Raw genomic sequence first — 13,986 nt, 5'->3', positions numbered from 1 at the left:
TGCGTGACGCCGTGCCCTCGGCCGGCGATCTACCCTGGTCGCGTGACGACATCCAGCGGCGGACCCATCCACGGCAGCCCGGCGGACCCGCCGGAGGACTCCGTCCTCGACTCCCTGCGGGGCGCCGTGGACCCCCTCGAGGCCCGCCACGAGTCCGACCCGGCCCGCCCGACCGACCTGAAGACGCAGGCCGTCCGGTTCTTCCTGACCGGCGTGCTGTCGGCGATCGTCGACTACGGGCTCCTCCAGCTGCTCAGGGTCCTCGGCCTGGACTACGGCACGGCCAAGGCGCTGTCCTTCGTCGCCGGCACGCTCACCGCCTACTCCTTCAACCGCCGGTGGACGTTCCAGGCCGAGCCGTCGCGCGCCCGGTTCATCGCCACGATGGGCCTCTACGCGCTGATGTTCGGCGTGCAGTGGGGCCTGTTCATGGTGCTGACACCGTGGTTCCTCGGTATGGACTGGAGCCCGTTCTGGGCCACGACCGTGGCCTACGTCATCGCCCAGGGCGTCGCCACGGTCACCAACTTCATCGTCCAACGGACCGTGATCTTCCGGGTGCGCTGAGCACCGTGACGGTCGCGCTCGTCCTGCTCGCCGCGGTGGCGCTGGTGGTGTTGCCGGGGGCGGTGGTCTGCCTGGCCGCCGGCACCCGGTGGCGGGACGCGGTGGCGGCCGGGCCGGCGCTGACGCTCGCGGTGGTGGCGGTCGGCAGCGCGGTCACCGCCGCGGTGGACCTGCGCTGGGGCGTCGTCTCGGCCGGGGTGACTGCGCTCGCCGCGCTGGTCTGCGCCGTCGTCGTGGGTATCGCGTCCCGGGTCACCGACCGGGAGACGTGGCGGCGTGGCGAGGGGGAGGACGACGACGACCCCCGCCGCGGCGGGCCGGGCCCGGGGGTGGCGGACCTCGTCGTCGTCGTCCTCGCGGTGATCCCGGTCGCCCACATCCTCGTCGCCACCCGCGGTCTCACCGCCATTCCCCAGGGCTGGGACGCCATCTTCCACGGCGGCGCCACCCGGTTCATCGCCGAGACCGGGCGGGCCGGCCTGACCGACCTCGCGCCGGTGAGCCAGCCCGCCAACCCGCACTTCTTCTACCCGGACACCTATCACGCGTTCGCGTCGCTGCTGGTCGGGCTGCCCGGAGGCGGCCTGCCGGAGGCCCTGGGCGCCGTCTCCGCGGCGACCGGGGTGGTGTTCGTGCTGGGGGTCGCGGTCCTGGCGGCCCGCCTCTGCGGGGGGTCCCGACTCGCGGCGGTGGCGGCCGCGGCGGTCGCCGCGTCGGCGTGGACGTTCCCGTACCTCGCCCTGGTGCGCGGACCCGTACTGCCGTTCGCGCTGGGCGTCGCGGTGATCCCCGGACTGCTCCTGCTGGGTGAGCACCTCGCCGCCCGTCGGTCCCGGATGCCCGCGCACGCGCTGCTCCTGGGCGCCGGGATGGCCGGGGCGTGGTCGGTGCACCCGTCGGTGGCACTGGCCGCGGCGATCCCGCTCGCCGCGCAGGCCCTCGCCGGGCTGGCCGCCGCTCCCGGCCTGCGCCCGCGGCTGACGGTGCTGGGCGCGTTCGTCCTGGCCGCCGTGCCCGCGGGGGCGTACGTCGGGTGGTCGGTGAGCATGGTGTCGTCCGGGACCACCCAGTCGCTCGCCGGGTTCTCGTGGCCACGGGAGGCGGGTGTGGCGCGGGCGGTCGCCGCGGTGCTCGACCTCGGTCCCACGGCGGTGGCCTCGGTGGGCATGGCCGTGGCGGTGATCGTGGGACTGGCGACGGCGGTCGCCGACCCGCGGCGGCGTCGCCCGCTCGCCGCCCCCGTCGCCGCGCTCCTCGTCTACGGGACCCTGTACGTCCTGGCCGCGGCCGTCCGGGGCGACTGGGTGCGGACGTTCACCGGCTTCTGGTGGGACGACTTCTACCGGTTCGCGTCGCTGCTCGTCCTGCCCTCGGCGGTGCTGGCCGGGGCCGGCGTGCGGGCGCTGGTTCCGCGCGGGTCGCTGCGCCGGCCGGCGGCCCGGGTCGGCGTGGCCGTGGCGGCGGCGCTGGCCCTGCTCACCGCCTCCGGGCACGCGGTGATGGCGCGGGACCTGACCGCCTGGGGGTACGCCGACGGGCCCGCGGTCACCGCCGACGAGCGGCTCGTGCTGGACGCGCTGGGGGAGAGGTACGACGGCGGGGTGGCCCTGAACGACCCGTTCGACGGCACCGCCTGGGTCTACGCGCTCCACGGGGTGCCGGTGGTGTTCGGGGCGCCGCTCGCCGACGACCCGGTCGCGCAGGTCGGCGCCGACCGCATGACGCTGTACACCTCGGTCAACCGCTACGGTTTCGACCCGACCGTCACCCGCGAGATGCAACTCCGGGACGTGCGCTGGGTGATCGTCGGGACGGAGTCCGTGGGCGGGCCGGGCCGGCCGGGTGGGTTCATCGGGCTGCACCTCAACCCGAACCTGCGGCTGGTGGAGGCCACTCCGGGCGCCCGTCTGTACGAGGTCCTGCCGGTGCCCGCGGACCACCAGCCGCTGCCCCCGCCACCCGGCATCCCCCCGGTGACGCCGCCGGGGCAGCCCCCGAACACCGACTCACCGGTCGTCGAGGCGGCGCCCCCCGGCCCGGGGGCTAGCCTGGACGGCACCGCCTAACCGACTCCCAGGAGCGCATCGCCCCATGGACGCCACCACCGTGACAACCGCAGACGCCGACACCGGGACCGACCGGCCCGAGCGCGATCTGCTGCTCCAGCGCACCCTGTTCTCCGGCCCGCGCCGGTGGGTCAACGACGACCTGTACTCGCGGATCACGCGGGGCGTGGTGCGCCGCACACGCACCGAGCTGCACCTGGAGCCCGGCGCGATCGTCGACACCAACACCTACTTCGGCCGGTTCGAGGCGTCCTACTGGCAGCGCTGGACCTCCGTCACCGACCTGACCGTACGGGTGTCGGTGGAGACCGTCGGGCAGGTCGACGTGCTGGTGCGCGCCTCGGACATCGGCTCCCACGTGCGGACGGTGGAGGTGGTCCACCACCACGGCGACGGTATGGCGGTGTTGGACGTGCCGGTGGACACGTTCACCGACGGTGGCGCGATGTGGCTGGAGGTGCACGCCGTCGACGCGCCGGCGACGGTGTCGGAGGTGGAGTGGAGTACGACGACGACGAGGCCCGCCCGCCGCGCCGCCGTGGCCATCTGCACGTTCAACCGGGCGGATGACTGTGCGGCCACGGTCGACTCGCTGGCCTCGGATCCCCTCGTCGCGGACCTGATCGACGACCTCTATGTCACGGACCAGGGCACCGACCTCGTGGAGACCCGCGATCCGTTCCGGCACGCGGCGGAGGAGTTCGGCGACCGGCTGCACTACCTGCGTCAGCCCAACCTCGGCGGTGCCGGCGGCTTCAGCCGCGGGCTGTACGAGGCCACGGCCCCGGACGGCCCGGGGCCGGTGGACGTGCTGCTCATGGACGACGACGTCCGGGTGGAGCCCGAGACGGTGCTGCGCCTGTTCGCCTTCGCCGCCGTCACCCGCGAACCGATGCTCGTGGGTGCCCAGATGCTGTACCTGTTCAACCCGGACTACCTGCTGGTCTCGGCCGAACGGACGCAGCTCGACGAGCTCCGGGGCGGGTTGGACGCCGACGAGTTCGCGCTGCGTGACGAGTCGGTGGTCGCGGGCCGGCAGGAGCGGCGGATCGACGCCGAGTACAACGCGTGGTGGTCCTGCCTCGTCCCCGGCGAGGCCGTGGAGCGCGTCGGACTCCCCATGCCGTACTTCTTCCAGTGGGACGACATCGAGTACGGCCTGCGCTGCCGCCAGGCGGGGATGCCCACGTGCACCCTGCAGGGCGCGGCGGTGTGGCACGCGGACTTCTACTGGAAGGACGGCGACGACTTCGGCCAGTTCTTCTCCCTGCGCAACTCGTTGACCACAGCGGCGGTCCGGCAGGGGATCGACCCGAAGGACATGGCCAAGAACCTCGCCCGGAGCGTCCTGCGCGCGGTGGCGGGCATGCAGTACGGGCTCGCCGCCACCCGCCTGCGCGGGATCGAGGCGTTCCTCGACGGGCCCGACGGCACCCACGGCGTCGGTGACGGCGGTCAGGCCGCGCTGGCCGCGATCCGCGCCGAGCGCGCGCGGTACCCGGAGACCGCCAAGCTCGGGGTGGAGGCCCTGCCCGCCGGGATCGGTGTCCGGCGCAAGGTGGGGATCCCGAGGGAGGACCGCGAGGACCAGGTGCTCGCCAAGCGGCTGCTCTTACAGAAGTTGGGCCGGCAGCGCCGCGGTGTGGTGGCGATCCCCTACGAGGACGCGGCCTGGTGGCACGTCTCCCTGTTCGACGAGGTGTACGTGACCGACGCCTCGCAGACCGGGGTGCACCACCGCAAGGTGGACCCGGCGCGGGCCACCGAGCTGCAGAAGCGGCTGGTCTCGCTGCTCGCCCGGTTCGTCCGGGAGGCCCCGGCCGCCCAGGAGCGGTGGCGTGCCGCGCAGGCCGGGCTCACCACGCGGGAGAACTGGGCGCGGCTGTACGGACTCTGACCCGCCGTCCGCTCGCCGCTTAGGGTGGGGTGATGGTCGAGATCGTGCTGACGGCGGTGGGCGTGGCGCTCATCGCGGTGGTGTTGATGGACGTGTTCCACACGCTGATGCACCCCGGGGGCACCGGGTACCTGAGTCCCTGGGTGTTCGCGGGGATGTGGCGGGTGTCCCGGGCGACGGGCCACCGGGTGGGCAGCGCGGTGGGTCCGGCGGCCCTGGTGACGGTCATCCTGCTGTGGGTGGTGCTCCAGGGTCTGGGCTGGGGAGTGATCTACTACCCGCACGTGCCCGCGGACTTCACCTACTCCGACGGGATCGATCCGGACAGTCTCCCGGCGTTCGTCGAGGCCCTGTACTTCTCGTTCGTCACGCTGGCCACCCTGGGGTTCGGCGACATGGTCCCCTCCGATTCGTGGATCCGGTGGATCACACCGTTCCAGGCGTTGACGGGATTCGCCCTGCTCACCGGGGCACTGACCTGGTTCAACCAGGTGTATCCGCCCTTGTTGCGGCGGCGGGCGTTGGCGCAGGAACTGTCGCGTCTGGACGAGGTCGACTTCGCGGGGCGGATCCCGGACCTGCCGGCGGAGCCGGTGTGTGCCCAGTTGACGGCGGTGGCAGACAGGGTCGAGGAGGTCCGGATCGACTTCTTCCAGCACTCCGAGGGCTTCTACTTCCGCGAGCGGTCCGCGGACCTGTCCCTGCCACGACAGCTGGCCGGCGCGGTGCGACTGTCCGAACCCGGCCCGGCGGGGTCGCCGGCCGCCGTGGAGCTGGGTCGCTGCCAGCTCTCGGTGGCACTGGAGCGGCTCGCGGCGACGCTGGACCAGCAGTTCCTGCACCGCGGTGGCCCCCCGGAGCAGGTGTTCTCCGCCTATCTCCGCGAGCACCACCCCTAGGGGGCCGGCGGTCGATCACGGCACCAGGGCCACCGCCTTCAACTCGACGAGCTGGCCGGGGAACGTCAGCTCGCTGACGCCGATCGCACTCCACGCCGTGGGGACGTCCGTCCGGGGGATGTAGCGGCTGCGGACGTCGAGGAACAGGGGCAGGTGGTCCTGGAGACCGACGTGGTACGTGGTCATCTCCACGATGTGCTCGAAATCCGACCCGCCGGCCCGGAGTACCGTGCCCAGGTTCTCCCAGGCCGCCACGAAGTGATCCTCGAGGCTGCTGTCGATGACGTTCATCTCCGAGTCCCGCCCGGCCTGGCCCGAGCAGTAGATCAGGCTGCCGACCTTCACTGCCGGTGAGTAGTTGAACCGCTCCACCAAGTGGGCCATGTCCTCGGGAACGACGATTTCCTTCTGAATCTTTTCCTCCGTCTGTGAGTCGGTGTGACAGGTTGATCCTCGGCGGACGATGAGTCGAGTTAGCTAGCTGCGTGTAACAGCGGTGGGTCGTGAGATTCCACAGGTGTGGCGTTCTCCACAGACGCCGCCCGGAAGGCGGCTTCCCGGCCCTAGAGCAACGGCTCCGTGCGCCACAGTGACGGGTATGGAGATCCCAGATGCGTCCCGTGCCCGAGTCCTCGATGCGGGAGGACGCGGTGCGGAGACGGTGGCCGGCGACCCGCCACCACCGGGCAGAATCCGCCGCGGCGCACAGGGAACACGGGGTGCACGGGGCGTTCTGCCACCCGGCCCGCTGACCACGGCCGAACTCGCCGTCGCGGTACCGGATCCCGCTGACCGCGCGCGCTATCGGCGGATCTGGCACGGAATGTACCGGCGGGAGGACCAACGGGACGATCTCCGCATGCGCAGCGTCGCGCTGGCGCGGACCTGGCCCGGAGGGGTGCTGCGCGGGCGCAGCGCCGCCCTGCTGTGGGGCGACGACTCCGCGCCCGCGGACGCGCCACCCGAGATCTGGCTGCCGTCGACGCGCAGGTCGCGTCCGGGCAGGGTGTACCGCTACGGTTCGATGCCCCCGTCCGCTGTCACGGAGATCGACGGGTTGCGTGTGACCACCCCGCTGCGGACCTGCCGGGACCTGGCCGGAGATCTGTCGTTCGAGGACGCGGTCGTCGCGGTGGAGCGGCTGTGCGGGATGCTGCCCGAACTGCCGGGCCAGTTGTCGGGCGCCGCCGGGCATCCCGCCGGGCGTGGTGCGAGGGCCTTCCGTGAGGTCGCCGGGGCGGCGGATCCGCTGTCGGGATCGGTCGCGTCGACCCGGGCCCGGCTCGAGTTGGCGGCGGCGGGGTGCGGGACGTTCGGGCACGGGCACACGGTCCGGCTGGGGCACTTCACGGTGGAGTTGCCGCTCGCCGATCCCTTCGACCGGTGCGTGGTGTTCACGCCCGGCGGGCGGGCCCCGTCGTTCGGGAGACCCGCCGAGCGCTACCGGGAGCACTTGCGTCGGGCCGGATGGACGGTGATCGTCGTCCGAGGACCCGTCTCTCCGGAGGGGGCCGCGGCGCCCGCTCCGTCCGCTGTGCCCGCTCCGTTTGCCGGGCCAGCCGCGCTCACGCCTCCGGGAGGTCGGGGGGAAGGGCACCGCGCGGCGGCGGTGCTGAGGTCGCGCTGGCCATCGACGGAGGTCCGGTCCCCGTTGCGCGAGGACGGCGCGGTGGATCCGCACGGCATGTGGTCAGGCAGCCCCTGGTGAGGAGCCCGGGTCAGGAACCCCGGTGAGGAAGCCCCGGTAAGGCCCGGCCCCGCCGCCGGCGTCAGCGGGTGTAGTCGGTCGCCTTCTCGTAGCGGCCCTGCTCGTCCCAGACCCTCCGCAGGAGCTGCTCAAGCTCCCACACGTCGCCCTCGCTGCCGAAGTACCTGCGCTCGATGTCCTTGAGCTTGTCCTCGTTTTCGACGATCTTCGCCCACAGCTTCGCCCGCTCGACCGGATCGTCGACGAAGTCCTTGTCGAGGTATTCGAGCGAGTGTCGCTTGAGGTTGCCGAGCACCGTGAGCGCCTTGCCGGCCGGGCTGAGCAGGGAGCCGAGGACCGTCACCACGAGCACACCAACGATGATGCCCAGCGAGAGGAACGTGGGGACCTCCACCACGTCCACGTGCTCGCCACCGTTGATGAACGGGAGGTTGTTCTCGTGCAGGGCGTGGAGGATGAGCTTGACGCCGATGAAGCCGAGGATCGCGGCCAGCCCGTACTTGAGGTAGACGAGCCGGTCGAGCAGGCCGTCGAGCAGGAAGTACAGCTGGCGCAGGCCGAGCAGCGAGAACGTGGTGGCGGTGAAGACGATGAAGACGTTCTGGGTGAGACCGAAGATCGCGGGGATCGAATCCAGCGCGAACATGATGTCGGTGCCGCCGATGGCGACCATGACGATCATCATCGGCGTCATGACGCGCTTGCCGTTCTCGATGGTGAACAGCTTGTCGTGGTCGTAGTGGTCGGTGGCCGGGATGAATCGCTTGGCCAGGCGCACCACCACGTTGTCGGCGTCGTCGTCCTCGTCGTCCTCGGCCAGCAGACGTCCGGCGGTGACGATGAGGAACAGGCCGAAGATGTAGAACAGGACGGCGAACTTGTTGAGCAGCGCGGCGCCCACGAAGATGAACGCGGTCCGCGCGATGATCGAGAACACGATGCCGAACAGCAGTGCCTTCTGCTGGCCCGCACGCGGCACCTTGAAACTGGTGAGCAGCAGCAGGAACACGAACAGGTTGTCCACCGAGAGCGCCTTCTCGGTGATGTACCCGGCGAAGTACTCCACGCCCATGTCTGTGCCGCCGAAGATCCACACCACGCCGCCGAAGATCAGGGCGATCCCCACGTAGAGCGCGGACCAGATGGCCGACTCCTTGAGGGTGGGGATGTGCTCCTTGCGCACGTGAAAGAAGTAGTCGAACAGCAACAGGGCGATGATGAGGCCGACTGACAACGACCATGCGAGCGGGGTGGCTCCCAACGGGGGTTCCTTTCCGGGGAGGGCCTGGGACCGGATTATCCTACCCGTGTCCGGCGGCGGGAGACCCCCGGCGGAGGTTTTGACCGCTGCCCGTCAATCCCTGCGGCGGATCGACATCGTGTGCCGGGCCTCCACGACCGTCCCGCCGCGGGCGTCGGTGACCAGGGCCGTGTGGACGATGCTCGTCCGGGGCCGCGCGGTCAGCTGCTCACGGATGGAGTCGGCCTCCACGCGGGGGACCTCCACGACGCACCGCAGACGACCGCGTCCGGGGGTACGGAAGTCGATCGTCGCGGACTTGGTCCACACCTGGTAACCGGTGCCGAGCTGCCCGGACAGCAGCGCCCCGTAGAGCACGTCGGTGGCGGCGAACAGCGCGCCGCCGAACGCGGTGCCGTTGGTGTTGGCCGTCCACGGGGCCACGTGCATGTCGAGCTCCCCGCGGGTCCAGTCCGGCGCGACGTGGCGGATGCGGATCCCCGAGCCCAGCAGGGGTGGATAGAGCGAGGCCAGGACCGGGAACGCCCGGGGGCTCGAGGTGTATCGGTGCAGCAGCGTCTTGGGCACGGGGCGAGCTTAACTTACCGGCGGATCAGTTCGGGGCGGCTGCGATCCGGTGACGAAAACACGAATTCCCTAGACAAAAAGCACCGATTTGTCTAAGTTCAGGGGTCCGACCACGGAACCGATCGTGGCCGACGACGAGGAGGCACGTCATGAGGATCATCGTGGATCCGGACCGGTGCGAGGGCCAGGCGGTGTGCGTCGGGCTCGCCCCCGCAGTGTTCGAGCTGGGGGACGACGACGAGGTGGTGCGCGTCATCGTCGATGAGGTCCCCGAGGAGCACGAGAAGCGGGCACGGAAGGCCGTCGCGAAGTGCCCGATGGCTGCTCTCAGAGAGGCCTGACGGGCCACGCCCCCGGATCGCGTCCGGTCAGCGCCAGCGCCGTGTCCCGGGCGGGGACGTCCGGCCCCTCGTAGCCGGGCACCGGGGGATCGAAGAGTTCCGGGGCCGGGTTGTCGGCGAGATCTGCCCGGACGAACTCCAGCACGGCCCGATCGAGCTCGTCGCCCCACCGCAGGTCGATCCGCTGGGAGACGGCGAGATCCCACGCGTGGACGGCGAGGTCGAACACCTGTTGCGCCAGGTAGTGCTTCGCGGGCGCCAGCCCGTAGGACAGGTGCACCTCGTCGTCGTCCGGGGTCCCTCGCCACGCCGCCGCCACCGGCGGGCGGATCGCGTGCCAGTCGGTGACCAGCTCCGGCCCGGTCGCCTCGTGGAGCCGACGCAGGCGGTCCTCCAGATCGTCGGCCACCTCGTCGACGGTGCCGCCGGCCAGCAACCCCGGCACCCACAATTGCTCGTCGACCACGTGAGCCAGCACCTCGTGCGCCGTCCAGTCGCTGCAGGGGGTGGCGGCGTCCCAGTCGGTGATGGCGGGCAGGACCTCGTCGTAGAGGTCGGCGGCGCGGGACTGCAGGGCGATCCAGTCGGTCATGGACCCATCCTGCCAAAATCCGCTACTCCACCTCCGGATCCGCGAGTCCAATCGGCATAGCGGATCCGGATTCGCGGTAGCGGATTTCGTGGGTCAGCCGCCGGGCTTGTCGAACCGCTCGCCGGCGCCCATCCGCTGCAGTCGCAGCCACTCGCGCAGGCCCGCCGGGTCGCGCCTCGTCACCAGGAAATACCAGCCGAAGCGCAGGATCTCCTGGGGGATGAGTCGCCGATTGCCGGGCTGGGTGAGCACGTACCCGCGGTTGCGGTAGGTGAAGTGGCGTTTGACCGGGTCGTCGGGGAACTGGGTGTGCATCCGGCCGCCGAGGATCGGCTTGAACTCGTCCGAGCCCTGCGGGTGCAGGTAGGCGGTGGTCAGGCAGGTGCCGAAGGGCTGGCCGGAGCGGACCAGGCGGCGGTGCATCTCCACCTCGTCGCCGCGGATGAACAGCCGTAGATCCGGAACGCCCACCCGGTCCAGGCAGTCGGCGGTGAACAGCGCGCCGTTGAACAGCGACGCGATGCCGGGCAGCAGGTCCTCGGCCGGTGCCGCGGGCCCGCCCGTCCCACCGGCCCCGCCCGTCCCACCGGCCCCGCCGACCGTGAACAGCTCGGAGCGGTGTCGTCGCCACACCAGGCCGCGCCGCAGCGGGAACGCCAGACGGTCGGGATCGTCGAGGTCGCACACCACCGGCGACACCTCGGCCAGCCCGTGGCGGTCCATGCAGCCCAGCAGGGTCGCCAGCACCTCGGGCCCCTCGGGGCGGCCATCGTCGTCGGCGCACCACACCAGGCCCGCCCCGGTGGCCAGGGCGTGGAGCATCCCCAGTGCGAACCCGCCCGCGCCACCCAGGTTGTGCTTTGAGCCGATGTACGTGGCCTCGACCGGCTGGGCTTCGACCAGTTCTCGCACGGCCTGCTCGTCGGCATTGTCGATCACCACCAGGTGGTCGATCGGGCGGGTCTGGCCGCACACCACCTCGAGCGAGGCGCGCAGCTGCTCCAGCCGGCGGTGCGTGACCACCACGGCCACGACGCGCCGCCCGTCGCCGCCCCGCTGGGTTGCGCTGGCGGAATGCTCGCTTCCGGCGGGGTTGTGCTGCGTGTCGGGACCATTCTGGGCGCGCAGGTCCGAGCCCATCACCGCAGGGGCGTCCGACCCGGGCGTGTCGCCCGCACCGCCCGGGCGGCCCGCGCCCTGCCGCTCAGTCCTCATGGTGCATCCTGCCGATGTACTCGCCGATCGAGCGCCCGGCCTCGGGGCCCTCATAGGCGGTGACGATCTCCTCGATGCTGCCGCGCTGGCGGATCCGGCCGTGGTCGACCCACATGGCCGAGTCGCACAGCTGCGCGAGGAATTCGTTGGAGTGTGAGGCGAACACGAGGATGCCGGAGCGGGAGACCAGCTCGGCGAGCTTGACCCGCGCCTTCTTCATGAACTCCGCGTCCACGGCACCGATGCCCTCGTCGAGCAGCAGGATCTCGGGGTCGATGGAGGTCACCACCCCCATCGCCAGGCGGACGCGCATGCCGGTGGAGTAGGTGCGCAGTGGCATGTCGAGGTACTCGCCGAGCTCGGTGAAGTCGGCGATCTCCTCGACCTTCGCCTTCATCTGCTTGCGCGTCTGCCCGAGGAACAGCCCGCGGATGATGATGTTCTCGTAGCCCGAGATCTCCGGGTCCATGCCGACGCCCAGGTCGAAGACCGGCGCCACGCGACCGCGGATCCGGGCGGCCCCGCGGGTGGGCTCGTAGATGCCGGAGAGCAGGCGCAGCAGCGTGGACTTGCCGGCCCCGTTGTGGCCGACCAGCCCGATGCGGTCGCCCTCCCGGAGGGAGAGGGTGATGTCCTTGAGGGCCTCGACGACGACGACGTTGGACGCGTTCCGGCCGATCGCGCCGCCGGCGGATCCCAGCACGGCCTTCTTGAGCGATCGCGACTTGGCGTCGAAGATCGGGAAGTCGACGCAGGCGTCCACGCAGTCGATGGACACGCCGCCGGGCGTGGGGACAGCGGAGCTCATGGGATATTTCTCCTACACCCAGTACGGGACTCGGGAGCGGAACTGGCGCAGGGCCACGAACGCGAGGACCAGACCGACGGCGGTGCAGCCCAGGACGATCCACCAGTGATAGGCGGCGGTGGGTTCCCCGAGCATGGGGGCGCGGACGATCTCGAGGTAGTGGTAGAGCGGGTTGAGCTCGGCGATCCGGGCCCGCTCGGCGATCTCCCCGCCCTGCTCGTAGAGCGTCTGCGTGGTCCAGACGATGGGGGTCATGTAGAACAGCAGCTGCACCATCGAGTCCAGCAGCGGCGCGATGTCGCGGAACCGGGTGGCGAGGATGCCGAACAGCATGGCCACCCAGACGCCGTTGATCATGAGCACCGCCAGTCCCAGGACGGACAGCAGCAGGTCCCAGCCCAGGGGGCGCGGGAAGACCAGCATGAGCACCACCCAGATCACCAGGTTGTGACACAGGAACAGGAACTGCCGCCAGACCAGGCGGTAGACGTGGACGCTCAACGCGCTGGGCAACTGCTTGATCAGGCCTTCGTTGGCGATGAAGACCTCGGAGCCCTCCTTGATGCACCCGGAGATGAAGCCCCACATGATGAGGCCCACGGTGACGTGCGGGAGGAACTCGGCGAGCGGGATCTGGAAGAGGATCGAGTACAGCAGGCCGAGCGCGACGGCCATGACACCGGTGGCGATGGTGATCCACAGGGGTCCGAGCGTGGACCGCCGGTAGCGCTGTTTGATGTCCTGCCATCCCAGGGACAACCACAGCTCGCGCTGGCTGAGCCCCTGCCGCAGGTCGGCGATGGCCCGGCGGAAGGTGTGGGAGTCGTTGACGATCTCGCCGCGCACGCGCTCGTCGGGGAGCGTCGCCGGGGTGGGATCGGGAAGGGGCTGGTCCTGCACGATCGGGAAGCCTACTAGAGCGGCCGGCGGTGGCAGCCCCGCAGCGAGTGCGCGTAGACAGTAGAGATGACGACCAGTACGCAGATCCAGCTCGCCAGCCGCCCACGTGGATGGCCGACCCACGACAACTTCCGCACGGTCACCGTCGACCTGCCCGAGCTCGCCGAGGGCGAGGTGCGGGTGGCCAACGAGTACGTCTCCGTGGACCCCTACATGCGCGGCCGCATGAACGAGGGGCGCTCCTACATCCCGCCGTTCGAGCTCGACGAGACCATGACCGGTGCCGCGGTGGGGCGCGTCGTCGAGTCGCGGTCCGACGCCCACCCCGTCGGTGCGGTGGTCCTGCACGACCTGGGGTGGCGCGACGTCGCGCAGGCCGACGGTCGGCAGTTCCGCGTGGTGGAGGAGATCGACGGCGTGCCGGTCTCGGCGTACCTGGGCATCCTCGGCACCACCGGGCTCACGGCGTACGTGGGCCTCATGCACATCGGACGGTTCCGGGCGGGCGAGTCGGTGTTCGTCTCGGGTGCGGCGGGTTCCGTCGGCTCCGCGGTGGGCCAGATCGCCAGGCTCGAGGGCGCGTCCAAGATCATCGGCTCGGCCGGCAGCGCGGAGAAGGTCGCCACGTGCACGGAGCGCTACGGCTTCGACGCCGCGATCAATTACAAGGACGGCTCGGTCCGTGAGCTCCTGCGGGGGCACTTCGGCGCCCGCGACGGTGAGGGTATCGACGTCTACTTCGACAACGTGGGCGGTGACCACCTCGAGGCCGCGCTCGACCTGATGAACGACGGGGGCCGACTGGCCCTGTGCGGCGCGATCAGTTCGTACAACGCCACCGAGCGTGCGCCGGGGCCGGACAACATGTGGCACGCCATCACCCGCGGCCTCACCCTGCAGGGCTTCACGGTGAACAAGTACATGCATCTGTTCAAGGAGTTCGCGGAGAAGGTCGGCCCGTGGGTCGCCTCGGGCGAGATCGTGTTCGACGAGACCGTCGTCGACGGCATCGACAACTCGGTCGACGCGTTCCTCGATCTGATGAAGGGCGCGAACGTGGGCAAGATGCTCGTGCGGATCTGATCCCACCGATCTGACCCCCAGTCCGGTCCGGCGGCCGGCGGCGGTCTGACCCGGGAGGCGGGGCGCCACGGGGGTGCGGCAG

Annotated in this window: 15 protein-coding genes; 8 read left to right on the top strand and 7 right to left on the bottom strand. The window is 70.9% G+C overall.

The genetic code is table 11. The features are described 5' to 3' along the window. The first annotated feature begins 42 nt into the window (after positions 1-42). Genes Q2K20_RS14445 through Q2K20_RS14430 form a run of 4 tightly spaced genes read left to right on the top strand, consistent with a single transcriptional unit; the run spans position 43 to position 5,429 of the window. The gene (locus Q2K20_RS14445) at positions 43-567 is read left to right on the top strand and encodes a GtrA family protein (protein WP_082923818.1); all 525 of its coding nucleotides are present in this window, start codon (positions 43-45) and stop codon (positions 565-567) included. Positions 568-572: 5 nt separating this feature from the next. Continuing rightward, positions 573-2,633: a DUF6541 family protein gene (locus Q2K20_RS14440; protein ID WP_283464813.1), complete on the top strand. Its 2,061-nt coding sequence runs from the start codon at positions 573-575 to the stop codon at positions 2,631-2,633. Positions 2,634-2,658: 25 nt separating this feature from the next. Then, complete coding sequence (locus Q2K20_RS14435; protein ID WP_182635873.1) at positions 2,659-4,530, top strand: glycosyltransferase; 1,872 nt, start codon at positions 2,659-2,661, stop codon at positions 4,528-4,530. Positions 4,531-4,562: 32 nt separating this feature from the next. Further along, positions 4,563-5,429, top strand: a complete 867-nt coding sequence (locus tag Q2K20_RS14430) for a potassium channel family protein (RefSeq protein WP_159148146.1) — start codon at positions 4,563-4,565, stop codon at positions 5,427-5,429. Positions 5,430-5,444: 15 nt separating this feature from the next. Here Q2K20_RS14430 and Q2K20_RS14425 read toward each other — a convergent pair whose 3' ends face one another. Continuing rightward, positions 5,445-5,813 carry a RidA family protein gene (locus tag Q2K20_RS14425; protein WP_067714759.1) on the bottom strand — a complete coding sequence of 123 codons (369 nt, stop codon included), beginning with the start codon at positions 5,811-5,813 and terminating at the stop codon, positions 5,445-5,447. 227 nt (positions 5,814-6,040) lie between these two features. Between Q2K20_RS14425 and Q2K20_RS14420 the strand changes: the two genes are divergently transcribed. Both Q2K20_RS14420 and Q2K20_RS14415 read left to right on the top strand, forming a co-directional pair. Beyond that, a complete protein-coding gene (locus Q2K20_RS14420) occupies positions 6,041-6,181 on the top strand; it encodes a hypothetical protein (protein WP_163375187.1) in 141 nt (46 codons plus the stop codon). A 107-nt stretch (positions 6,182-6,288) separates the two neighbouring features. Further along, the gene (locus tag Q2K20_RS14415; protein ID WP_227022101.1) at positions 6,289-7,137 is read left to right on the top strand and encodes a hypothetical protein; all 849 of its coding nucleotides are present in this window, start codon (positions 6,289-6,291) and stop codon (positions 7,135-7,137) included. Between the two features lie 61 nt (positions 7,138-7,198). Here Q2K20_RS14415 and Q2K20_RS14410 read toward each other — a convergent pair whose 3' ends face one another. After that, positions 7,199-8,398, bottom strand: a complete 1,200-nt coding sequence (locus Q2K20_RS14410; protein WP_069390375.1) for a TerC/Alx family metal homeostasis membrane protein — start codon at positions 8,396-8,398, stop codon at positions 7,199-7,201. A 93-nt stretch (positions 8,399-8,491) separates the two neighbouring features. Beyond that, entirely contained in the window at positions 8,492-8,965 is a 474-nt protein-coding gene (locus Q2K20_RS14405) for a DUF4442 domain-containing protein (protein WP_067714753.1), read from the bottom strand. A 149-nt stretch (positions 8,966-9,114) separates the two neighbouring features. On the opposite strand from Q2K20_RS14405, the gene Q2K20_RS14400 reads away from it, so the two are divergent. Further along, a complete protein-coding gene (locus tag Q2K20_RS14400; protein ID WP_007633389.1) occupies positions 9,115-9,306 on the top strand; it encodes a ferredoxin in 192 nt (63 codons plus the stop codon). Here Q2K20_RS14400 and Q2K20_RS14395 read toward each other — a convergent pair. The 4 genes from Q2K20_RS14395 to Q2K20_RS14380 all read right to left on the bottom strand — a co-directional run bounded on the left by Q2K20_RS14395 (position 9,293) and on the right by Q2K20_RS14380 (position 12,821). Next, positions 9,293-9,898 carry a maleylpyruvate isomerase family mycothiol-dependent enzyme gene (locus Q2K20_RS14395; RefSeq protein WP_067714750.1) on the bottom strand — a complete coding sequence of 202 codons (606 nt, stop codon included), beginning with the start codon at positions 9,896-9,898 and terminating at the stop codon, positions 9,293-9,295. The two genes, Q2K20_RS14400 and Q2K20_RS14395, sit on opposite strands and share 14 nt — an antisense overlap. 93 nt (positions 9,899-9,991) lie before the next feature. Then, complete coding sequence (locus tag Q2K20_RS14390) at positions 9,992-11,113, bottom strand: glycosyltransferase (RefSeq protein ID WP_240341220.1); 1,122 nt, start codon at positions 11,111-11,113, stop codon at positions 9,992-9,994. Continuing rightward, entirely contained in the window at positions 11,103-11,921 is an 819-nt protein-coding gene (locus Q2K20_RS14385) for an ABC transporter ATP-binding protein (RefSeq protein ID WP_067714748.1), read from the bottom strand. The genes Q2K20_RS14390 and Q2K20_RS14385 overlap by 11 nt, the downstream gene beginning before the upstream one ends. A gap of 12 nt (positions 11,922-11,933) precedes the next feature. Continuing rightward, positions 11,934-12,821, bottom strand: coding sequence for an ABC transporter permease (locus tag Q2K20_RS14380; protein WP_067714745.1), 888 nt, complete (start codon positions 12,819-12,821; stop codon positions 11,934-11,936). 66 nt (positions 12,822-12,887) lie between these two features. Here Q2K20_RS14380 and Q2K20_RS14375 point away from each other — a divergent pair, with 66 nt between their 5' ends. After that, a complete protein-coding gene (locus Q2K20_RS14375; RefSeq protein ID WP_067714742.1) occupies positions 12,888-13,904 on the top strand; it encodes an NADP-dependent oxidoreductase in 1,017 nt (338 codons plus the stop codon). Positions 13,905-13,986 lie beyond the last annotated feature (82 nt).

Source organism: Dietzia sp. IN118 (assembly GCF_032905965.1).
Taxonomy (GTDB): domain Bacteria; phylum Actinomycetota; class Actinomycetes; order Mycobacteriales; family Mycobacteriaceae; genus Dietzia; species Dietzia kunjamensis.
Note: the sequence above shows the minus strand (reverse complement) of the source record. Positions and strands in the feature narration are given on the sequence as shown.

Coding starts and splice junctions, on each gene's coding strand:
- Q2K20_RS14435 (WP_182635873.1), top strand. CDS start 2,659: ATGGACGCCACCACCGTGACAACCGCAGACGCCGACACCGGGACCGAC.
- Q2K20_RS14430 (WP_159148146.1), top strand. CDS start 4,563: ATGGTCGAGATCGTGCTGACGGCGGTGGGCGTGGCGCTCATCGCGGTG.
- Q2K20_RS14425 (WP_067714759.1), bottom strand. CDS start 5,813: ATGGCCCACTTGGTGGAGCGGTTCAACTACTCACCGGCAGTGAAGGTC.
- Q2K20_RS14420 (WP_163375187.1), top strand. CDS start 6,041: ATGCGTCCCGTGCCCGAGTCCTCGATGCGGGAGGACGCGGTGCGGAGA.
- Q2K20_RS14415 (WP_227022101.1), top strand. CDS start 6,289: ATGCGCAGCGTCGCGCTGGCGCGGACCTGGCCCGGAGGGGTGCTGCGC.
- Q2K20_RS14400 (WP_007633389.1), top strand. CDS start 9,115: ATGAGGATCATCGTGGATCCGGACCGGTGCGAGGGCCAGGCGGTGTGC.
- Q2K20_RS14395 (WP_067714750.1), bottom strand. CDS start 9,898: ATGACCGACTGGATCGCCCTGCAGTCCCGCGCCGCCGACCTCTACGAC.
- Q2K20_RS14390 (WP_240341220.1), bottom strand. CDS start 11,113: ATGAGGACTGAGCGGCAGGGCGCGGGCCGCCCGGGCGGTGCGGGCGAC.
- Q2K20_RS14385 (WP_067714748.1), bottom strand. CDS start 11,921: ATGAGCTCCGCTGTCCCCACGCCCGGCGGCGTGTCCATCGACTGCGTG.
- Q2K20_RS14375 (WP_067714742.1), top strand. CDS start 12,888: ATGACGACCAGTACGCAGATCCAGCTCGCCAGCCGCCCACGTGGATGG.